The 20,469-nt window shown below is 60.8% G+C and carries 16 protein-coding genes; 12 read left to right on the top strand and 4 right to left on the bottom strand.

All coding sequences use genetic code 11. The features are described 5' to 3' along the window. Nucleotides 1–25: 25 nt before the first annotated feature. The gene (dsbD, locus tag ACQ4WY_RS14345; RefSeq protein ID WP_436504687.1) at nucleotides 26–1,978 is read left to right on the top strand and encodes a protein-disulfide reductase DsbD; all 1,953 of its coding nucleotides are present in this window, start codon (nucleotides 26–28) and stop codon (nucleotides 1,976–1,978) included. A gap of 71 nt (nucleotides 1,979–2,049) precedes the next feature. On the opposite strand, the gene ACQ4WY_RS14340 is transcribed toward dsbD, so the two are convergent. After that, nucleotides 2,050–2,583 (bottom strand): Spy/CpxP family protein refolding chaperone, encoded by a 534-nt coding sequence (locus ACQ4WY_RS14340; protein ID WP_436504686.1) that lies wholly within the window; start codon nucleotides 2,581–2,583, stop codon nucleotides 2,050–2,052. A 186-nt stretch (nucleotides 2,584–2,769) separates the two neighbouring features. Here ACQ4WY_RS14340 and ACQ4WY_RS14335 point away from each other — a divergent pair, with 186 nt between their 5' ends. From ACQ4WY_RS14335 to ACQ4WY_RS14315, 5 genes are all read left to right on the top strand, one after another. Beyond that, nucleotides 2,770–3,498, top strand: a complete 729-nt coding sequence (locus ACQ4WY_RS14335) for a response regulator (RefSeq protein WP_034753223.1) — start codon at nucleotides 2,770–2,772, stop codon at nucleotides 3,496–3,498. Continuing rightward, nucleotides 3,495–4,853, top strand: a complete 1,359-nt coding sequence (locus tag ACQ4WY_RS14330) for an ATP-binding protein (protein WP_436504685.1) — start codon at nucleotides 3,495–3,497, stop codon at nucleotides 4,851–4,853. Before ACQ4WY_RS14335 ends, ACQ4WY_RS14330 begins: the two co-directional genes overlap by 4 nt. 88 nt (nucleotides 4,854–4,941) lie before the next feature. Continuing rightward, nucleotides 4,942–6,114 (top strand): efflux RND transporter periplasmic adaptor subunit, encoded by a 1,173-nt coding sequence (locus ACQ4WY_RS14325; protein WP_436504684.1) that lies wholly within the window; start codon nucleotides 4,942–4,944, stop codon nucleotides 6,112–6,114. Continuing rightward, nucleotides 6,111–9,221 (top strand): efflux RND transporter permease subunit, encoded by a 3,111-nt coding sequence (locus ACQ4WY_RS14320; protein ID WP_436504683.1) that lies wholly within the window; start codon nucleotides 6,111–6,113, stop codon nucleotides 9,219–9,221. Before ACQ4WY_RS14325 ends, ACQ4WY_RS14320 begins: the two co-directional genes overlap by 4 nt. 271 nt (nucleotides 9,222–9,492) lie before the next feature. Then, nucleotides 9,493–10,380: a hypothetical protein gene (locus ACQ4WY_RS14315; RefSeq protein WP_436504682.1), complete on the top strand. Its 888-nt coding sequence runs from the start codon at nucleotides 9,493–9,495 to the stop codon at nucleotides 10,378–10,380. Nucleotides 10,381–10,459: 79 nt separating this feature from the next. Here the strand turns inward: ACQ4WY_RS14315 and yihA are convergent, their stop codons facing one another. Beyond that, nucleotides 10,460–11,203 carry a ribosome biogenesis GTP-binding protein YihA/YsxC gene (gene yihA / locus ACQ4WY_RS14310; RefSeq protein WP_034778293.1) on the bottom strand — a complete coding sequence of 248 codons (744 nt, stop codon included), beginning with the start codon at nucleotides 11,201–11,203 and terminating at the stop codon, nucleotides 10,460–10,462. A gap of 186 nt (nucleotides 11,204–11,389) precedes the next feature. On the opposite strand from yihA, the gene ACQ4WY_RS14305 reads away from it, so the two are divergent. From ACQ4WY_RS14305 to msrQ, 5 genes are all read left to right on the top strand, one after another. Next, entirely contained in the window at nucleotides 11,390–12,061 is a 672-nt protein-coding gene (locus ACQ4WY_RS14305; RefSeq protein ID WP_436504681.1) for a c-type cytochrome, read from the top strand. 184 nt (nucleotides 12,062–12,245) lie between these two features. Further along, entirely contained in the window at nucleotides 12,246–14,342 is a 2,097-nt protein-coding gene (locus tag ACQ4WY_RS14300) for a cytochrome c biogenesis protein ResB (RefSeq protein ID WP_436504680.1), read from the top strand. A gap of 49 nt (nucleotides 14,343–14,391) precedes the next feature. Next, complete coding sequence (gene ccsB / locus ACQ4WY_RS14295; RefSeq protein ID WP_353659145.1) at nucleotides 14,392–15,543, top strand: c-type cytochrome biogenesis protein CcsB; 1,152 nt, start codon at nucleotides 14,392–14,394, stop codon at nucleotides 15,541–15,543. A gap of 72 nt (nucleotides 15,544–15,615) precedes the next feature. Next, nucleotides 15,616–16,593 carry a protein-methionine-sulfoxide reductase catalytic subunit MsrP gene (gene msrP, locus ACQ4WY_RS14290; protein WP_436504679.1) on the top strand — a complete coding sequence of 326 codons (978 nt, stop codon included), beginning with the start codon at nucleotides 15,616–15,618 and terminating at the stop codon, nucleotides 16,591–16,593. A gap of 8 nt (nucleotides 16,594–16,601) precedes the next feature. After that, a complete protein-coding gene (gene msrQ, locus ACQ4WY_RS14285; RefSeq protein WP_436504678.1) occupies nucleotides 16,602–17,255 on the top strand; it encodes a protein-methionine-sulfoxide reductase heme-binding subunit MsrQ in 654 nt (217 codons plus the stop codon). Here the strand turns inward: msrQ and lptM are convergent. Next, nucleotides 17,252–17,434, bottom strand: coding sequence for an LPS translocon maturation chaperone LptM (lptM, locus tag ACQ4WY_RS14280; RefSeq protein WP_034778304.1), 183 nt, complete (start codon nucleotides 17,432–17,434; stop codon nucleotides 17,252–17,254). The genes msrQ and lptM overlap by 4 nt on opposite strands. Nucleotides 17,435–17,474: 40 nt before the next feature. Between lptM and cyaY the strand changes: the two genes are divergently transcribed. Then, complete coding sequence (gene cyaY / locus ACQ4WY_RS14275) at nucleotides 17,475–17,813, top strand: iron donor protein CyaY (RefSeq protein WP_436504677.1); 339 nt, start codon at nucleotides 17,475–17,477, stop codon at nucleotides 17,811–17,813. Nucleotides 17,814–17,870: 57 nt separating this feature from the next. On the opposite strand, the gene ACQ4WY_RS14270 is transcribed toward cyaY, so the two are convergent. Then, nucleotides 17,871–20,216: a penicillin-binding protein 1A gene (locus tag ACQ4WY_RS14270; protein WP_436504676.1), complete on the bottom strand. Its 2,346-nt coding sequence runs from the start codon at nucleotides 20,214–20,216 to the stop codon at nucleotides 17,871–17,873. Nucleotides 20,217–20,469: the final 253 nt, after the last annotated feature.

The raw sequence follows: 20,469 nt of genomic DNA, 5'->3' as shown, positions 1-20,469 counted from the left end.
CTGATGCCGCAGAAAAAGGTCGTTCATGTCCCGTTTCCCCTCCAGCGCCACCGCGCGCGCCGCCCCACTACATCAACTGCTGATCTGGTTTGCCACCTGTTTGCTGCTGGCCATGGCCGTCTTTGGCGCCAGCCAGGCCCGCGCCGACGATGAATTCCTCGATCCCGAACTGGCCTTCAAGTTTTCCGCCCGCATGCAGGACCCGTCCACCGTCGCCGTCACCTATGTGATTGCCGATGGCTACTATATGTACCACGAGCGCTTCAAGTTCGAGGCTGTGGGCGCCAAGCTGGGCACGCCCGTGTATCCGACCGGCAAGGTCAAGTTCGACGAGACCTTCCAGAAGAACGTGGAAACCTTCCGCAAGACCCTCACCATCACGATTCCCGTGGAAGCGGCCGGCGCCTTTACCCTGAAGGCGACGGGACAGGGCTGCTCCGACAAGGGCTTGTGCTATGCGCCGCAGGATGTGACAGCCCAGCTGGTGGGCGGTGGCGGCGGCCAGAGCAAGGCGCCCGGCGCCGGCCTGCCGTCGAAATTCGCCTTGCCAGGTGCGCCGGCAGTCGACACGGCTGCCGTCAACGGCCCCCAGGCGCAGGCGTCGCCTGGCGTATCCGTGCTGAGCATTCCCCAGGCCGATATCACCAGCACGCCCGAGCCGGTAGCGGTGGCGCCCGTGGCCGTCAGTGCCGCGCCCGCGCAAAGCGAGATGGGCAAGATCGAAGCGGCCCTGAAGGGAGGCAAGCTGCTCGTCATCGTGCCGCTGTTCATGCTGCTGGGCCTGGGCCTCGCATTTACGCCATGCGTGCTGCCGATGGTGCCGATTTTGTCGTCGATCATCATCGGCGATGGCGCCAAGGTCAGCCGTTCGCGTGGCTTGCTGCTGTCGCTGACGTATGCACTGGGCATGGCCATCGTCTATACGGCGCTGGGCGTGGCGGCCGGCCTGGCGGGCGAAGGCCTGGCGGCCCAACTGCAAAACCCCTGGGTGCTGGGTTTCTTTGCCTTGCTGATGGCGGGCCTGGCGCTGTCGATGTTCGGCTTGTATGAGCTGCAAGTGCCGGCTTTCCTGCAAGGAAAATTGACGTCCGTGTCGAACCAGCAATCGTCGGGCCGCCTGGCGGGCGTGTTCGTCATGGGCGCCATTTCCGCCCTGATCGTGGGGCCATGCGTGGCCGCGCCGCTGGCCGGCGCCTTGCTGTACATCAGCCAGACGCGCGACGTCGTCATCGGCGGCAGCGCCCTGTTTGCCATGGCGGTGGGCATGAGCGTGCCTTTGCTGTTGGTGGGTGTGTCGGCCGGTACCTTGCTGCCGCGCGCCGGCGCCTGGATGGATGCCGTCAAGCGCTTCTTTGGCGTGCTGCAGCTAGGCGTGGCCTGGTGGCTGGTCTCGCCCGTGCTGTCGGGCGCCGTGCAGATGCTGGGCTGGACGGTGCTGTTCGTCGGTTACGGCATGTATCTGCTGGTGGGCAAGAGCGGCGCGAAGAACGCCTGGATTGCCAAGGCCGTCGGCCTCGTGTTTGCCGTGCTGGGCGCGATGCAACTGGTCGGCGTGGCCAGCGGCGGCCGCGACCCGCTGGCGCCGCTGGCGCACCTCGGTGGTGGCCAAGTACACGCGCAACCGTTTACGCGCGTAAAGACCGTGGCGCAGCTCGATGCGACGCTGGCGCAGCTCAATGGCAAGCCGGCCCTGCTGGACTTCTATGCGGACTGGTGCGTGTCCTGCATCGAGATGGAAAAGCTGACCTTTGTCGATCCCGCCGTGCGCGAGAAGATGGGGCAAGCCGTGCTGCTGCAAGTGGACGTGACGGCCAATGACGCGGACGACAAGGCCATGCTGAAACGTTTCCAGCTGTTCGGCCCGCCGGGCATCATCATGTTCAACCAGCAGGGGAAAGAAATCGCCCAGTCGCGCGTGATCGGCTTCCAGAATGCATCAACTTTCCTGACCTCTCTGCGCAAGCTTGACGGAAAGTAGGCGCTTACTTGTCTCGCCAATAAGAAAAAGCCTGCATTGCAGGCTTTTCCCATTCTTGCGTCCGCTAAACTTTAGCCGGCTTTGGGATGCTCCTGCATGCCATGGTGGCCACCGCGATGGCCGCCGTGCTTGCCGCCAGGCACGCTGTCGTCAAACACCTTCTTTTGCTCCGGCGTCAGCACGGCATAAAAGGTTTTCAGCGAGGCCAAACGGCTTTCCTGGCCGGCGATGCGTTCCTTCGACATGACGATCCATTGCTCCATGCGTTCCGGCGCCGACAGCTTGGCCATCGCTTCGCGCTTGGCTTTCCAGTCGCCCATCGGCTTTTTCGGCGCATTGGCGGCCGTGAAGGTGGCCCAGGCCGGTTCTTGCGCCGCCGTCAGCTTCAGCTTGTCATGCAGGCGGGCCTGGTATTTGGCCATGCGTTCGGCGGGATTGCCACCGCGATGCTGGCCGCGCTGGCCTTCATGTTGCATCTGGGTGCTGGCGGCAGGCGCGCTGGCAGCCGCTTCCTGGGCTTGGACGGACAGCGATGCCGCACCCATGCCGAGTACGCTCATGGCGATGATCAAGTTCTTGCGCAAGGTTGTCATTGAGGCGTTCATCTGGATTCCTTTGTAAAAGTGAGGGATGTACATGTTGCTGCACATGAATCCATGTTGGACGCGCCATGTTTCCCCGAAGTGTCCGCTGCCAGACAGTTTGTATCTATATGTTTCTTCGGGTCCCCTATATACAAGACGATACAAATGCGCTGTGCAAGGGTGGGGGAAGTGGGGATAATTCGTACCATGGAACCCACTTCTACAATTCTCATCGTCGACGATGACCGCGATATCCGCAGCTTGCTGGCGGACTACCTGGAAACGAACGCCTACCGCACCCTGGGCGCGGCGGATGGCACGGCCATGTGGAAAATCCTCGATGAAACGCGGCCCGATTTGATCGTGCTCGACTTGAACCTGCCTGGCGACGACGGCCTGACCTTGTGCCGCAAGCTGCGTGCGCAATCGACGGTGCCCGTGATCATGTTGACGGCGCGCAATGAGCCGCTGGACCGCATCCTGGGCCTGGAAATGGGTGCCGACGATTACTTGCCGAAACCGTTCGAGCCGCGCGAATTGCTGGCGCGCATACGTAGCGTGCTGCGCCGCAGCCATGCCATGCCGTCGAACGTGCCGTCGGACAAGGCGCAGCAAATTCGCTTTTCCGGCTGGACCCTGGACTTGACGGCGCGCCACCTGCTCAATCCCAGCGGCCTGGTGATCATGCTGTCGGGCGCGGAATTTCGTTTGTTGCGCGTGTTCCTGGAACACCCGAACCGCGTGCTCAACCGCGACCAGTTGCTGAACCTGACGCAGGGCCGCGACGCCGATCCGTTCGACCGCTCGATCGATATCCAGATCAGTCGCTTGCGGCAAAAGCTCGGTGAAGATGCCCGCTTGCCGCAAATCATCAAGACCGTGCGCAACGGCGGCTACGTGCTGGCCGGCCAGGTCAATGTGGAGCCGCACGCGTGAAGGCCTTCCTGGGATCGATGACGGGCCGCGTCTTCATGTTCTTGCTGATCGGCATCGTCGCTTCGGCCGCGCTGACGCAGTGGCTGGCCGTGGGAGAACGCCAGCGGGCCATCGAGCAATACCGCGACTACCACGCCGTCGAGCGGGCCGAGCAGCTGGTGATGGCGGCCGACGTGGTGCCGCTGGCCTCGCGCGCCGCCTACCTGAAAGTGGCCAACAAGGGCAGCGTGCGCCTGGAACTGCGTCCCGAGACGGAACATAGGCCCGGCGCGCCGACGGAATTTTCCACCGCCCTGCAAGCCAAATTGGGTGAAGGTTTCAAGGTCAGCGCGCTGGCCGAACGTCCGGCCGCCTGCGTCAAGCCGCGCCAGTCGCCGGGCATGTTTTCCGCCAAGCCATGGGGCGGCACGTGCGAAAACCTCGACGTGCGCATGCAGGATGGCCACGTGCTGCGCCTGATGGTCTTGCCGCCGCGCCAGCAGCCGCCGTTCAATGAACATAACGACTGGATGACCTTGCTGCCTTTCCTGATCAGTATCGCCATCCTCGCCTACCTGGTCACGCGCATGACCATGCGCCCGCTCAAGCAGCTGGCGCAGGCGGCGAAAGACCTGGGCAACGACATCAACCACCCGCCGCTGACCCTGTCCGGCGCCAGTGAGATCCGCCAGGCCAGCGCCGCCTTCAATGCCATGCAGGCACGCATCCGCCAGCATATTTCCCAGCGCACGCAAATGCTGGCCGCCATCACGCATGACTTGCAGACGCCGCTGACGCGTTTGCGCCTGCGCCTGGAAAAAGTGGCCGATACAGAATTGTACGACCGCCTGGTGGGAGACCTGTCGGCCATGCAGAGCATGGTCAAGGAAGGGCTGGACCTGGCCCGCTCGATGGATAGCACGGAAGCGATGCAGGCGCTCGATCTCGATTCCCTGCTCGACAGCGTCTGCTCCGACGCGGCCGATGCCGGCCAGAAAGTTACCCTCAGTGGACAGGCGGCCATGGCCTTGATGGCGCGCCCGATCGCCATGCGGCGCTGCCTGGTGAACCTGATCGACAACGCCGTCAAATATGGCCAGTACGCGCAGGTCACCGTCGAGCGCATCGCGGGTACCGCGCGCATCCGCATCCGCGACGGCGGGCCAGGTATTGCACCAGATCAACTGGCCAAGGTGTTCGAACCGTTTTACCGCATCGAGACCTCGCGTTCGCGCGAATCGGGCGGCACGGGCCTGGGCCTGACCATCGCGCGCAATATTGCCGAGCAACATGGCGCCACGGTTTCACTGCTTAATCATGTCGACGGTGGACTGGAAGTCACCCTGATCGTGCCAGAGTATTACGCAGGAAAGTGAGCATTTCCGTGCGACAATATTGTGCTTTATGCCCCCCTGGCAACTACATTCAACCTGCAGCCCTGCGCTGCAACAGCGTGACAGAACAATGAAAAAGACTAGTCTGGCAATCCTCGTCGGTGCGGCCCTGTGTATCGGTGGCGGCATCTGGTATTTCAATCATCAGTCCGGCGCGGCGACCGGCGGACAGGATGGCAAAGGGGGCAAGGGCGGACAGGCGCCGACGACGGTGAGCGTGGTCGCGCCGCTGCGCCAGGATGTGCCGATGGTGCTGCAAGCCAATGGCAGCGTCATGCCCATCAGCAGTGTTGATTTGCACCCGCAGACAACCAGCACGATTACCAAGGTGCATATCCGCGAAGGGCAGTTCGTCAAGCAGGGCGAACTGATGTTTACGCTGGACGCGCGCAGCGAGCACGCGAATGTCGACAAGGCGCAGGCGCAGGTATTGCGCGACCGCGCCTCGGTGCAGGACCTCGAGCGCCAGCTCAAGCGCAACCAGGATTTGCTGAGCAAGAATTTTATCGCCCAAGGCGCCGTGGACACCCTGCAAAGCCAGCTTGACGCGGCACGCGCCTTGCTGGCCGCCGACCAGGCCGCCTTGCGCGCCGCCCAGGTCGACTCCAGCTACACCGTCCTGCGCGCGCCGCAGGCGGGCAGGGTGGGCGCCATCAATGTCTACGCGGGCAGCCTGGTGCAGCCGACCACTTCGCTCACCAGCATCACCCAGCTCGACCCGATTGACGTGTCGTTCACCTTGCCGGAAAGCAGCCTGTCGGGCTTGCTGGCGGCGCAAAAGGCGGGCGAGGTGCCTGTCACGGCGCTGCTGTCCGATGCCGGTGGCAAGCAGCTCGATGGCAAACTGAACTTTATCGACAATGCCGTCGATCCGGCCACTGGCGTGATCAGGATCAAGGCCCGTTTCAATAATGCTGGCACCGACCTGTGGCCAGGCCAGTATGTGAATACGCAGCTGACCGTGCGCACCCTCAAGGATGCGCTGGTGATCCCTCAGAACGCCATCATCACGAGTACCTCCGGCACGTTCGTGTACTCGATGGAAGCGGACAGTACGGCCAAGATGCGCAAGGTGACACGCGTGTATGCATTCGGACCGAGCGCCGTCGTCACCGGTCTGACTGGCGATGAAAAAGTCATCGTCGACGGCAAGCAGAACTTGCGCCCAGGCAGCAAGGTGCGCCTGGTGGAAAAACACAAGGCTGCCGATGGCGCCGCCGCACCGCAGGGCAAGCCAGCATGAACCTGTCCGAACTGAGCATCCGCCGCCCCGTCATGGTGGTGCTGCTGTCCCTGAGCATCATCCTGGCTGGCGTGCTGGCCTACCTGCAAATTCCCGTGGCGGCCTTGCCGAGCTACAACACGCCCGTCATCAACGTGAGCGCCGACCTGGCCGGCGCCAGCCCGGAAACCATGGCCTCGTCGGTGGCCTTGCCACTGGAAAAACAATTCTCCACCATTTCTGGCCTGAGCCTGATCACCTCCACGAGTACCTTGGGCAATACTTCGCTGACACTTGAGTTTGACGCCAGCATCAATGTCAACGAGGCGGCCGTCGACGTGCAGGCGGCCCTGCTGCGCGCGCAGCGCCAGTTGCCGACGGAAATGACGGACTTGCCGTCCTACCGCAAGGTCAACCCGGCCGATGCGCCCGTGTTGTTCATCCAGATGACGTCGCCGTCGCTGAACTTGTCGGACCTCAACGATTATGCGGAAAACCTGATCGCGCCCAGCCTGTCGACCCTGCCTGGCGTCGCCCAGGTCATCGTGAATGGCCAGAAACGCTTTGCCGTGCGCGTGCGCGCCCGTGCCGACCTGATGAACGCGCGCAACCTGACGATGGACGAGCTGGCCACCGCCTTGCGCACATCGAACACGAATTCCCCGCTGGGCATCCTTGACGGTCCGAGCCAGACCCTGACCATCCAGGGCAATCCGCAAATGATGAAAGCGACCGATTTTGCCGAACTGATCGTCGCCAGCCGCAATGGCCAGCCCGTGCGCCTGAAAGACGTGGCCGAGGTGGAAGACAGCTTTCAATCGATCAAGGCCGTGGGCAGTTTCAATGGTGAGCGCTCGATCAGCCTGATGGTGCAGCGCCAACCGGATGCCAATACCGTGCAAGTGGTCGATGGCGTGCGCCGCTTGCTGCCGGGCTTCAAGGAACAATTGCCCCAGTCGATACAGATCAGCTTGGTCAACGACCGTTCGTTGTCGATCCGCGAAGCCATCCACGACGTGAATTTGACGCTTGCCCTGACGGTGGTGCTGGTGGTGCTGGTGATCTTTTTGTTCCTGCACCGTGCGGCTGCTACCTTCATTCCGGCTGTCACCATGCCGATTTCCCTGCTCGGCGCCCTGGCCCTGCTGTACTGGCTCGGCTACAGCCTCGACAACGTTTCTCTGCTGGGCATTACCCTGGCCGTGGGCCTCGTCGTCGACGATGCCATCGTGGTGCTGGAAAATATCGTGCGCCATATCGAGATGGGCAAGAAGCCGATACGCGCGGCGCTGGAAGGGGCGAAAGAGATGGGGTTTACCATCATCTCGATTTCCGTCTCGCTGGTGGCCGTATTCATTCCCATCTTCTTCATGCCGGGCGTGATCGGCTTGCTGTTCCATGAGTTCGCTGTCGTCGTCTCGCTGGCCGTGCTGGTGTCCGCCATTGTGTCGCTGACCCTGGTGCCGATGCTGGCCAGCCGCTTCTTGCCGGCCGATTCGCGCGAGCACAATGACAGCGACCCCAGTCATGGCGAGAAAACCTTCATCGGCCGCCATTTCGAAGCGGGTTTCACGAAAGTACGCAACGGTTACGTGCATCTGCTCGACAAGGCCCTGGCGCACCGCAATGTGGTGCTCTTCGTTGCCGTGTGTACTTTTGCGCTGACGGTGCTGTTGTACGCCACGATACCGAAAGGTTTCTTCCCCGAGGAAGACCTGGGCCAGATCCAGGTCAATACGGAAGCGTCGGAAGACATTTCCTCGGCGGCACTGCAAGACTTGCAAGCGCGCGTGGCGGCCATGCTCAAGGCGGATCCCAGCGTGCAGGATGTGACTTCGTTCGTCGGTGGCGGCAACACGGGCCGCATGTTCATGGTCTTGAAACCGCGCAGCGAGCGGCCGAAAATGCCCGTGGTGCTGGAAAACCTGCGCCGCGCAACGGGCACCGTGCCCGGCATGGCCGTGTATTTCCGGCCCGTGCAAAACTTGCAGCTGGGCGGGCGCCAGAGCAAGAGCCGCTACCAGTACACCTTGCAAAGCGTCAGTCCCGATGCCTTGAATGACTGGGCGGAAAAGTTTATTGCCGGCATGCGCACGGATCCCGCTTTCCGCGACGTCACCAGCGATTCGCAGATCAAGGGCTTGCAGGCGTCCCTCAGGATCGACCGCGACAAGGCCAACCTGCTGGGCGTGCAAATGTCCGATATCCGCACGGCCCTGTACAGCGCCTTTGGCGAGCGGCAAGTGTCGACCATCTATTCGTCGGCAGCCAGCTATTACGTGATCCTGGAAGCGGCCACGGCCGACCGCCAGTATGACGATGCGCTCACGCGCGTGTCCGTGCGCAGCAAGACGGGCGAACTGGTCAAGCTGTCGAGTATTGCCTACGTGGAACGCACGATAGGCCCCACCTCCGTGAATCACCAGGGGCAGTTGCAGGCCGTCACCATCGCCTTCAACCTGGCGCCGGACGTGCCGCTGGGTATCGCCACGGGCAAGATCGACGCGATGGCCAAGGACATGAACTTGCCGGCCTCCATCATCACGCGCTATGGCGGCGACGCGGCCGTGTTCCAGAGCTCGCAGTCCAGCCAGATCATCCTCATCATAGCCGCGCTGGCCGTCATCTATGTGCTGCTCGGCGTGCTGTATGAAAGCTATATCCACCCGCTGACCATCCTGGCCGGCTTGCCGTCGGCGGCCGTGGGGGCGCTCTTGACCCTGCGCCTGTTCGGCATGGACCTGACCATGATCGCCATCATCGGCATCCTGATGCTGATCGGCATCGTCAAGAAAAACGCCATCATGATGATCGACTTCGCCCTGCATGCGCAGCGCAACGACGGGCTGGCACCGGCAGAGGCCATTCGCCAGGCTTGCATCCTGCGTTTCCGTCCCATCATGATGACCACGGCGGCGGCCCTGATGGGCGCCTTGCCGATTGCCCTGGGCCTGGGCGCCGGCGCCGAGTTGCGCCAGCCGCTGGGTCTTGCCGTGGTCGGTGGCTTGCTCTTCTCGCAAGTCATTACCCTGTTCATTACGCCTGTTATTTATTTGTTCCTCGATAAGTACAGCGGCACGGGGCCGTTGACGGACGAGCAATTGGTAGCGCTCGACAACAAGGTCTGAGCCGCTGCACGGCCACCACCGGCGCCCCGTTCCTCAGTGAATGCGGCGCCGGTTTTGTATGGGCTGTGATACATACGGTAACAACCGTCAAGAGATGGCTCGGGTACTCTGATACCGCTGCAAGGAATGTCGCTATCCTGTACGCTTCGGGTTGGAAAGGCCGAGGAAGTGTTCCCAAAAGCAAGGGACTCTGGCACTATGGCTGCCCTGTAAGATTACTTTTGTCGCTACACAGAAAGCACGATTCATTTTGCATGACACGACCCATTTGATGGCTGCCGATTCCGATGTTTGCCCCACCTGCGGGCAAGTGATCCAGCCACCACCGGCCTACGGGTCCAAGACCAGCACCATGCGCAAGGTGGCGCTCGGCGTGTCCGTCTTGCTGCACGTGCTGCTGGCGGCGTATGCGTTGTTTCGCAGCGACACGATCGAAAAGATCCCGCCGCCGAAGAAGGAAAGCGCGATGGTCTACATTGCGCCGCTGAAAGACAAACCGCAACCGAAGCCGCAGCCGAAACCCACGCCGAAACCGAAGGACACGAAAGTGGCCAAGGTAAAACCGCCACCGGCGCCGAGCAAGCGCGTGGTGACGAAGGATGTGCCGCGCGACAAGCCAAAACTGGAAACATTCACGCCACCGCTGGTGTCGAAAGTGCCATTGCCGCCGCCACCGGCTGAAGACATGAGTTCGATGATCGAGCAGCGCCGCAAGCAGCGCGAGGCGCAAAATCCCACGCCGCCGGCCGAGGAAAGCGAAAACGACCGCGCCATGCGCGTGGCCAAGGCGAATATCGCCGGCGCCCAGGGACGCAATTCCGGCAGCGACCGCGAGGATTCGGGCGGCGTGTTTTCCATCGTCAACCAGACCTCGTTCAGTGCCGAAGTCAAGTTCAAGGGCTGGAATGGCAACTTCAAGCGCAACTGGCTGAAGCAGGAAAAAGTGGAGTTGGGCAATGAACCCGATATCGAAACGGCCATCGTGAAGAAGATGATCCAGCTGATCCGTGCCGAAAAGCCCGGCGACTTCGTCTGGGAATCGCGGCGCCTGGGACGTAACGTCAACCTCAGTGCCCGCGTGGAAGACACGGCCGAGCTGATGGCCTTCCTGCGCCAGGAATTCTTTTCCGAGAAGCGCTCAGGGCCGGGACGGCGTTAGGCGGTCGGGAAACTGACGGCAATAAAAAAGGCTGCACCGTGTGAACGGGCAGCCTTTTTTTACGCAGCGTTGATGTCGATCAAGCCGGTTTGTCGGTTCCCGCTTCCGGTTCGACGTCGTCTTCCATGTCGATCAGTTCGACCATCTGGGCCGCGCCATCTTCGCTGATGCCGGCCAGTTCCATGATCTTGTCGTTGGCTTCGTCGATGCCGACGCGTTTCAACGCCGAGAACAGTTGCACGGTGAACGGGAAGCCGACGCCGTCTTCATCCACATAGCTGTCGAGCTTGGCTTTCGCCTGGCGCAAGGCATTCACGGATTCATTGCGGTTCAGCTTATCGACTTTGGTCAGGATGCAGTGGATCGGTTTACCCGTCGGGGCGAACCATTCCAGCATTTGAATGTCCAGGTCGGTGAACGGACGGCGCGAATCCATGATCAGGATCAGGCCGGCCAATTGCTCGCGGCGCTGCACGTAGTCGCCCAACAGGCGCTGCCAGTGCAATTTGGCCGAGCCCGAGACTTCCGCGTAGCCGTAGCCAGGCAAGTCGACCAGCAGGCATTCGATCTCTTCGACGATGGTGGCATCCTTGCGGTGCTGCGCCACGTGGGCGCCGCCGATGGAGAAGTAGTTGATGTGCTGGGTACGGCCAGGTGTCTTGGAGGCGAACGCCAAGCCTTTCTGATTACACAAGATGTTGATGGCGGTCGATTTACCGGCATTGGAGCGGCCGGCAAAGGCGATTTCCGGCACCGTGGTATCGGGCAGGTCACGCAATTGGTTGACGGTCGTAAAGAAGCGGGCTTGCCAGAGTTTTGACATGGGAGTAGTAAAGCAACAAAAGGGAGCGATAAGGGAGCGATAACGCCAAGAAGCTATTGTACAATAAGGGGTTGTTTATTGTTGCCGGCGTAGCAGCGATGCGGCTTGCGGCCCTGAAAATAAAGCAAAAATCCACAGGGCGCGGCAATGTCCACCACTAATTTCTCACTGTCTCAGGGTGCCTGAATGAATCGTGCGTTTTCACCGTTTATCAAATCCATGCTGCTCGCTTTGCTGGCTGTATCGGCAACTGCTTCGGCGGTCGAAGCACCGAAACCGGCCGTCAAGGCTGACGCTGCCAAGGGCGCTACCCTGTACGCCGATGGCGATGCGACGCGTGGCTTGCCTGCCTGCGTATCCTGCCATGGCGCGGCCGGCAATTCGACCATCACGGTCAATCCGAAGCTGGCCGGCCAGCACGAAAGCTATATCTACAAGCAACTGGTCGACTTCACCACGCCTGAGCGCAACCAGCCCGTCATGACGACGTACGCGAAGATGCTGAGCGACGCCGACAAGAAGAATATCGCCGCCTACCTGGGTGCGCAGCTGTCCAAGCCGGGCGCCGCGAAAAACAAGGACACGATCGACCTGGGCAAGAAAATTTATCGTGGTGGCATTGCTTCCAAGCAAGTTGCCGCCTGCGCCAGCTGTCATGGCGCGACGGGCAATGGCATTCCCGTCCAGTATCCGCGCATCGCCGGCCAGCACCAGGATTACACGGTGGCCCAGCTGACCATGTTCCGCAGCACCAAGGCTGATGCCCGCAAGAACAGCGCGCAAATGCACACCATCGCCGCCCGTATGTCGGATGACGAGATCGCCGCCGTGGCCGATTATATCGCCGGCCTGAAGTAAGTTTTCATAGTGGCAAAAGATTGCCAGGCGCACCAGCGCGCATGAACAAGGGCGGCCGTCTCAACAGGCTGCCCTTTTTTATGGCAAGGGCTAAACAGGAGTATGCTGCCGCCTTGCGCGGAGAAACTATCTGCTCCATGCCACATTTTCTTGAAGATTGCATATCCCGTATGAGTATCCACGTATGAGCACAGGCACGACCGGAATCGAGTTAAAGACCCAACGCCGCAGCCTGGCTGAATTTGTCGAGTTGGTCTCGTCGATGCGCTTTGCCATCAGCCTGCTGACCCTGATCGCCGTCGCTTCCATCATCGGCACCGTGCTCAAGCAAAACGAGCCCATGCCCAATTATGTGAACCAGTTCGGGCCGTTCTGGTTCGCCGTCTTCGACAAGTTGAGCCTGTATTCCGTGTATTCGGCCTGGTGGTTCCTGGTGATCATGGGTTTCCTCGTCGCCTCGACCTCGCTGTGCATCGTGCGCAATGCGCCGAAGATGCTCAAGGACATGCGCAGCTGGCGCGACAATGTGCGCGAGCAATCGCTGCGCAATTTCCATCACAAGATGGAATGGCAGGCGCCGCTGCCGCGCGCCGTGCTGGCGCAGCAGATGGTGATGCGCCTGAAAGACGCCGGCTACGGGGCCAAGGTGGTCGAGAAGGACAATGCCACCCTGGTGGCCGCCAAGCGGGGCGCCGCCAATAAATGGGGCTATATCTTTGCCCACGGCGCCATCGTCATCATCTGCGTGGGCGGCTTGCTCGATTCGGAGATGCCGATCCGTGTACAGCAATGGTTCTTTGGCAAGACGCCGTTTTCCGGCAGCGGCGTGATCGCCGACATTCCTGCCCAGCACCGTTTGAGCCTGTCGAATCCCACTTTCCGCGGCAATACCATGATCCCGGAAGGCTCGTCGAGCAACACGGCCATCATTCCCCAGGCCGATGGCGTGCTGATCCAGGATCTGCCCATCACCATCCTGCTGAAAAAATTCCACATCGATTTCTACAGCACCGGCATGCCCAAACTGTTTGCCAGCGATGTCGTCATCACTGACCATGCAACGGGCGAGACGTTCCCTGCAACCATCAAAGTCAACCAGCCCCTGCTGTACAAGGGCCTGGCCCTGTACCAGTCCAGCTTTGAGGATGGTGGCAGCAAACTCAAGTTGACGGGTTTTCCCATGACGGGCAAGACGACGAAACGCTTCGATATCGGCGGCGAAGTGGGTGGCAGCACGCCGCTCGAGCGCAGCGATGGCAATTCCTACACGGTGGAATGGTCGGCTTTCCGTCCGTTTAACGTGGAAAACCTCAGCGCCGGCCAGGATGTGCGCGCCGTCAACAAGGCGGAAAGTTTTAACGAGAAATTCTCTGTGGGCCTGGACAAGCGCCTTGGCTCGGCCGCGAAGAACGCGAATAACAAGGATCTCAAGAACGTGGGCCCGTCGGTGCAATACAAATTGCGCGACAAGACGGGCCAGGCGCGCGAGTATCAGAACTACATGCAGCCTGTCACCGTGGATGGCACGACGGTGTTCCTGGCCGGCATGCGCGTCAACCCCAGCGACCCGTTCAGCTATCTGCGCATTCCCGCCGATGACAATTACAGCGTAAACGAGTGGATGCGTTTGCGTGCCGCGCTGCAAGATCCCGCGTTGCGCCAGCAGGCCGCCACGCGCTATGCGGCGCGCGCCATGCCGCAGGCGGGCGCGGAAGCCTTGCGCAGCCAGCTGCAGGAGTCGGCGGCGAAAAGCCTGGGTATTTTTGCCGGCAATGGGCAAGAGGGTGGTTTCCTCGCCATTTCACGCTTCCTGGAGAAAATTCCTGCCGCTGAGCAAGAAAAAGCGGCCGATATCTTCATGAAGATCTTGAATGGCAGCCTGTGGGACTTGTGGCAGGCGGCGCGCGCCCAGGATGGCTTGAAAGCCATCGAGGCCGATGACAAGCACGGCCGCTTCCTGCAACTGGCCACGAATGCGCTATCCGACAGCTTCTTCTATGGCGCGCCCGTGTATCTGCAACTCGACGACTTTACGGAAATCAAGGCGTCCGTGCTGCAGGTGACGCGTTCGCCGGGCAAGAGCGTGGTGTACCTCGGTTGTTTGTTCCTCGTGATCGGCGTGTTTTCCATGTTTTACATCCGCGAGCGCCGCCTGTGGGTGTGGATCAAGGATGGCGAGGGCGGCAGCGAGGCCTTGATGGCCATGAGCACGCAACGCAAGACGCTGGATTTTGAAAAAGAATTTGAGACTTTGAAGGCAAAGCTGCCGCAATCGGCGTAAGCTGCGCTGTGTCCGGGACGCTGCAGCATCGCTGGGAATGGAGAAAATGATGGAATTGGCAAACAAGCAAATATATACGCAGGAACCAGGATTTTTCAAGCGCCTGAGCCTGATTGATTGGCTGTATGGCGCCGGCTTGCTGGCCGCCTCCCTGTTCGGCCTGATGCGCTTTGGCGCCTTCATGGATATCTATGAAAAAGCCATCTTGCTGGCCGCGGCGCCCACGTTCGCGTGGCTGGGCTGGTACTGGAAGCCCGTGCGCTGGCTGATCCCCCTGGCGGCCGTGCTGTCGCTGTTCGCCATCGAGCTGTACGCCGGCCACCTGGAGATGGCGAACCAGAAATTCTTCCTGAAATACATCTTGTCGAGCCAGTCCGCCATCCTGTGGATGGGTACCCTGTTCGTGCTGTCGACCCTGTTTTACTGGATTGGCCTGGTGGCGCGCTCGGAATTCGGCTCGTCCGTCGGCTCCCTGCTGTGCTGGGCCGGCGTGGTACTGGGCCTGACGGGCATGCTGGTGCGCTGGTACGAGTCTTACCTGATCGGCGCCGACGTGGGCCACATCCCCGTGTCGAACCTGTATGAAGTGTTCATCCTGTTTTCCTTGATCACGGCCATGTTCTACCTGTACTACGAGCAGCATTACGCGACGCGCCAGCTGGGCGCCTTCGTCATGCTGGTCATTTCGGCGGCCGTGGTGTTCCTGATGTGGTACACGGTTACGCGCGACGCGGCCGAGATCCAGCCGCTGGTGCCGGCCCTGCAAAGCTGGTGGATGAAGATCCACGTGCCGGCCAACTTCATCGGCTACGGCACGTTCGCCCTCTCGGCCATGGTGGCGGCGGCGTATCTGCTCAAATCGAGCGGCTACCTGGTCGACCGCCTGCCGTCGCTGGAAGTGCTCGACGATGTGATGTACAAGGCCATTTCCGTGGGCTTCGCTTTCTTCACGGTAGCGACCATCCTGGGCGCCCTGTGGGCGGCCGAAGCGTGGGGCGGCTACTGGTCGTGGGACCCGAAAGAAACGTGGGCGCTGATCGTCTGGCTCAACTATGCAGCCTGGCTGCACATGCGCCTGATGACGGGCTTGCGCGGCCGCGTCGCCTCGTGGTGGGCGCTGGTGGGCTTGCTGGTGACAACGTTTGCCTTCCTGGGCGTCAACATGTTCCTCTCGGGTCTGCATTCTTACGGCAAACTTTAATGACAGAAGCGTCATGAACGGCCCGGGAAAACTGGTGTAAGGTAGAAATAATCACCTTTTCCCGGAGCCGCCATGTTGATCAAGCGCAGTCCCAACGGCATTGAGTTGCCGTATTCCTCAGAAATCACGCCGCGCGCCGTGTTTGAATCGCGCCGCAGCTTCATCAAGCAAGTCGCGCTGGGCTCGATGTCCAGCGCGGCCTTGCTGGAAATGGCCAGCCGCGAGGCCTTCGCGCAAGGCACCAATCCCAAACTGGCTGCCAAACTCAATCCCGCCTATTCGGCGCTGGAAAAGCAGACGGCCTATAAAGACGCCACCAGCTACAACAATTTCTACGAATTCGGCACGGACAAGAGCGACCCGGCGCAAAACGCGGGTACCCTGCGCACGCGGCCTTGGACGGTCAGCATCGAAGGCGAAGTGAAAAAGCCGATGACGCTCGATCTCGACGCGCTGCTGAAGCTGGCGCCGCTGGAAGAGCGCGTCTACCGGCTACGCTGCGTAGAAGGCTGGTCGATGGTCATCCCGTGGGTCGGTTATTCTTTCTCGGAAATCATCAAGAAGGTCGAGCCGACGGGCAATGCCAAGTACGTGGAATTCATCACCCTGGTTGACAAGAAACAGATGCCGGGCGTGGGCAGCCGCGTGCTGCAGTGGCCCTATACGGAAGGCTTGCGCATCGATGAGGCGAACCATCCGCTGGCGCTGCTGACCCTGGGCATGTATGGCGAAACCTTGCCGAACCAGAATGGCGCGCCCGTGCGCATGGTCTTGCCGTGGAAATATGGTTTCAAGTCAGCCAAATCCATCGTCAAGATCCGTTTCGTCAAGGAGCAACCACGCACGTCGTGGAACCTGTCGGCGCCGTCCGAATATGGTTTTTACTCGAATGTGAACCCGAACGTCGATCATCCGCGTTGGTCGCAAGCTTCCGAGCGGCGCATCGGCGAAGACGGTTTTCTTACGCGCAAGCGCAAGACGCTGATGTTCAACGGTTACAACGATGTCGCTTCCTTGTACGCGGGCATGGATCTGAAGAAGTTCTTTTAAGGGACACCATGGCCATCAATCCCACGAGCAAGCAGTTGTCGCTGCTGAAAAGCCTGATCTTTTTGCTGGCGCTGCTGCCGTTTGCACGCATGGTCTGGCTGACCTACACGGGGCAGCTGGTGGAGCCGCTGGAATTCATCACGCGCGGCACGGGCGACTGGACCCTGTATTTCCTGTGCATCAGCCTGGCGGTCACGCCCTTGCGGCGCCTCACGCAGTGGAATTGGCTGATCAAGCTGCGGCGCATGCTGGGCCTGTTTGCCTTTTTCTACGCGGCGCTGCACTTCACCACTTTTTTATGGTTCGATCACTTCTTTGATGTGCAGGAAATGTGGAAGGATGTGCTCAAGCGCCCGTTCATCACCGTGGGCTTCATCGCCTTTGTCTTGCTCATTCCACTGGCCGTGACGAGCACGAATGGCATGGTAAAACGGCTGGGCGGCAAGCGCTGGCAGTGGCTGCACCGGTTGATCTACGTCATCGCGCCGCTGGGCATCTTGCACTTCTGGTGGATGAAGGCGGGCAAGCACAATTTCGCGCAACCGATCCTGTTCGGCAGTATCGTCGCACTACTGCTGCTAATACGCGTGTATTTTGCCTGGAACAAGCGAGAAAAGAGTGCCAGGGCGGCCAAGACAGCCACCCCGGTGCGTTCCGTTTAGGTGGCTGGTACGATGACCGGCGGCGGCGGCACGGGCGCCGGTTCGACCGGGCCTTTGGCTGGCGCGCCTTTGGCCGCTGGCGGCTTGGGCAGGTACAGGGGGCCGGGCTGGCCGCAGCCAGCCAGGACGCTAGAAACCACAATGGCGGTGCCGATATAAAACGCTGAGGATGACTTCACGATTAGAATCACGGTTTGATTAAGATCTTTGGAGTGTAGCATGAGCGAATCGGAATTCCTGGCCCTGGCCGAAGCCACCCTGACCCAGATCGAGGCGGCGCTGGACCGGCTGAACGATGAAGACGTGCTCGACGTCGAATGCAGCCGCAGCGGCAATGTGCTGGAAATCGAATTCATCGATAACGGCACGAAAATCATCGTCAACAGCCAGGCCCCCATGCGCGAAATGTGGGTGGCGGCCCGTTCCGGCGGTTTCCACTACAAGCGCGTGGGCGACGAGTGGATCAATACGCGCGATGGCTCCGAATTGTTTGCGGCCCTGTCCGGCATGGCCAGCGAGCAGGCGGGTACACCTGTCGTGCTGAAGCAATTGTTTTAGCCGCGCGCAATAAAAAAGGGCAGCCTCTTCAGGCTGCCCTTTTTGCGTCAAACGAACTTAAAACAGTTCATTCTTGACGGCTTCCTTGGCTTTCTCTTCCTCCGGCGTGCCGCGCGCTGCGCCTTCCAGGCTGCCTACGCCCGTGCCCGGTGGATTTTCCGCATAGTAATACTCGTCGCCCACGTGGATCAGGCCTTCCGGCACGGCGCGTTCCTCGACGGGAATGCTTTTCAGGGCTTTCGCCATGTAGCTGATCCAGATCGGCAAGGCCAGGCCGCCGCCCGTTTCCCGGTTACCCAGGTTGCGCGGCTGGTCGTAGCCGATCCAGGCAATGCCCACCAGCTTGGCCTGGTAGCCGGCGAACCACGCATCGATGGAATCGTTGGTCGTGCCCGTCTTGCCGGCCAGGTCAGGGCGCTTCAAGGCCATGGCTTTATTGGCCGTGCCGAAGCGCACGACGTCGTTGAGCATGCTGTTCATCATGAAGGCATTGCGCTCATCGATGACCCGGTTGGCTTCCTCGCCCGCCAGGTCCGGCTTGGCTTGCGACAGAATATTGCCGTCGCTATCGGTCACCTTGGCGATCAGGTAAGGGTTGATCTTGTAGCCGCCGTTGGCGAAGACGGCATACGCGCCCGCCATCTGCAGCGGCGTCACGTTGCCGGCGCCCAGGGCCAGGGTCAGGTACGGTGGATTCTTGTCCGCATCAAAGCCGAAGCGCGTCGCATATTCCTGGCCATACTTGGCGCCGATCTTGTGCAGGATGCGGATGGAAATCATGTTTTTCGATTTCATCAAGCCCTTGCGCATGGTCATCGGACCGTCGTATTTGCTGTCGTAGTTCTTCGGTTCCCACGCCTGGCCGCCCGTCTGGCCCGCGTCGAACGAGATCGGCGCATCGTTGATGATGGTGGCTGGCGACAGGCCCCGTTCCAGCGAAGCGGAATAGATGAAGGGCTTGAAGGCCGAACCGGGCTGGCGCCATGCCTGCGTGACGTGGTTGAACTTGTTGCGGTTGTAATCGAAGCCGCCCACCATGGCGCGGATGGCGCCGTCCGTGGTGCTGGCCGACACAAACGCCGATTGCACTTCCGGCATTTGCGTCAAGACCCAGGTGTTGCCTTCCTGCATGACGCGGATCACGGCGCCGCGCTTGATGCGGCGGTTCGGCGCCGCTTTTTCCGACAGCCAGGCCGCGCCAAAGGTCAGGCCAGGGCCGGTAATGGTGATTTCCTCGCCGGCCGACGTGACTGCCTGCAACGATTTGGGCGAGGCCTGCAGCACCATCGCAGCGATGATGTCGTCGCTGTCCGGATGGTCGGCCAGTTCCGTCTCGATCGCGTCATCCGCTTCGGCCTTGGTTTTCGGAATCTCGATGTAGGCTTCCGGGCCACGGTAGCCGTGGCGTTTCTCGTAATCCATCACGCCCTTGCGCAAGGCAATGTAGGCGGCATCCTGGTCGGCCTTGGTGATGGTGGTGTAGACGTTCAGGCCGCGCGTATAGGTATCTTCCTTGAATTGCTCGTAGACCAGCTGGCGCGCCATTTCCGACACGTATTCCGCGTGCACGCCGAAGGCGCTGCTGTCGGTTTTCACTTTCAGCTCTTCATTCTTGGCTTCCGTATATTGCTCTGGCGTAATGTAGCCCAGCTGCGCCATGCGCTGCAGGATGTATTGCTGGCGCATGCGCGCGCGCTTCGGATTGACGACGGGGTTGTAGGCCGACGGCGCTTTCGGCAAGCCAGCCAGCATGGCTGCTTCGGCCACGGTGAGGTCCTGGATGTTCTTGCCGAAGTAGATTTGCGCGGCCGAGGCGAAACCGTAGGCGCGCTGTCCCAGATAAATCTGGTTCATATAGACTTCGAGGATCTGGTCCTTGCTGAGGTTTTTCTCGATTTTCCAGGCCAGCAAGACTTCATACGCCTTGCGTTTCAAGGTTTGTTCGCTGGACAGGAAGAAATTGCGCGCCACCTGCTGCGTGATGGTCGAGGCGCCTTGCTTGGCGCCGCCCGTCAGGTTGTGCAGGGCCGCACGCGTGATGCCCAAGTAATCGACACCGCCATGTTCATAGAAGCGGTCATCTTCGATGGCCAGCACGGCTTTCTTCATGACATCGGGAATATCCTTGATGTGCACCATGTTGCGCCGCTCTTCGCCGAACTCGCCGATCAGCACACTGTCGGACGTGAACACGCGCAGTGGCATCTTTGGCTTGTAATCGGTCAAGGTATCGAGCGCCGGCAGGTTGGGATAGGCCATGGCCAGGCCAAAGACCACCAGCAAGACGCCGACGATGCCCAGGCCCAGCAGCGATACCAGGGCCATCAGCAGGAAACGTTTGGGTTTGCTGCCCTTGGTGGGCGGCTTCGAGCCAGCGGGGCCAGCGGATTTTGAAGATGTCATGCGTCGTATGTCTTTCGGTTAATTATGCCGGCCAATTATAAGCGAGCTTGCCGGGGTGGCAGCGCGCTGTGGCGCTTGCCGGGGGAGTGTCGAAATTTGCCGATACTCTATATAAGCGTGTATTGGCCCGCTGGCAACCAGGATTTGGTAACAATTATTCTGCGCCAGATCACGGACCGGCCAGATAGGCGCCGCGCGTCGCAGACTCCGGCGTGAAATCCGTTTACAAGCCGGCGCCGCCGGGACTAGGCTT

It is taken from the genome of Janthinobacterium salmonicoloratum, assembly GCF_051380845.1.
GTDB classification, from domain to species: domain Bacteria; phylum Pseudomonadota; class Gammaproteobacteria; order Burkholderiales; family Burkholderiaceae_D; genus Janthinobacterium; species Janthinobacterium lividum_F.
The sequence above is the reverse complement of the archived record's forward strand: the minus strand, read 5'-3'. Positions and strand labels throughout refer to the sequence as shown.

Excerpts from the sequence above, each read along its gene's own strand:
- ACQ4WY_RS14300 (WP_436504680.1), top strand. The coding sequence starts at position 12,246 with ATGAGCACAGGCACGACCGGAATCGAGTTAAAGACCCAACGCCGCAGC.
- yihA (WP_034778293.1), bottom strand. The coding sequence starts at position 11,203 with ATGTCAAAACTCTGGCAAGCCCGCTTCTTTACGACCGTCAACCAATTG.
- ACQ4WY_RS14325 (WP_436504684.1), top strand. The coding sequence starts at position 4,942 with ATGAAAAAGACTAGTCTGGCAATCCTCGTCGGTGCGGCCCTGTGTATC.
- msrP (WP_436504679.1), top strand. The coding sequence starts at position 15,616 with ATGTTGATCAAGCGCAGTCCCAACGGCATTGAGTTGCCGTATTCCTCA.
- ACQ4WY_RS14335 (WP_034753223.1), top strand. The coding sequence starts at position 2,770 with ATGGAACCCACTTCTACAATTCTCATCGTCGACGATGACCGCGATATC.
- ACQ4WY_RS14270 (WP_436504676.1), bottom strand. The coding sequence starts at position 20,216 with ATGACATCTTCAAAATCCGCTGGCCCCGCTGGCTCGAAGCCGCCCACC.
- ACQ4WY_RS14305 (WP_436504681.1), top strand. The coding sequence starts at position 11,390 with ATGAATCGTGCGTTTTCACCGTTTATCAAATCCATGCTGCTCGCTTTG.
- ACQ4WY_RS14340 (WP_436504686.1), bottom strand. The coding sequence starts at position 2,583 with ATGAACGCCTCAATGACAACCTTGCGCAAGAACTTGATCATCGCCATG.
- msrQ (WP_436504678.1), top strand. The coding sequence starts at position 16,602 with ATGGCCATCAATCCCACGAGCAAGCAGTTGTCGCTGCTGAAAAGCCTG.
- ACQ4WY_RS14315 (WP_436504682.1), top strand. The coding sequence starts at position 9,493 with ATGGCTGCCGATTCCGATGTTTGCCCCACCTGCGGGCAAGTGATCCAG.
- ACQ4WY_RS14320 (WP_436504683.1), top strand. The coding sequence starts at position 6,111 with ATGAACCTGTCCGAACTGAGCATCCGCCGCCCCGTCATGGTGGTGCTG.
- cyaY (WP_436504677.1), top strand. The coding sequence starts at position 17,475 with ATGAGCGAATCGGAATTCCTGGCCCTGGCCGAAGCCACCCTGACCCAG.
- ccsB (WP_353659145.1), top strand. The coding sequence starts at position 14,392 with ATGGAATTGGCAAACAAGCAAATATATACGCAGGAACCAGGATTTTTC.
- dsbD (WP_436504687.1), top strand. The coding sequence starts at position 26 with ATGTCCCGTTTCCCCTCCAGCGCCACCGCGCGCGCCGCCCCACTACAT.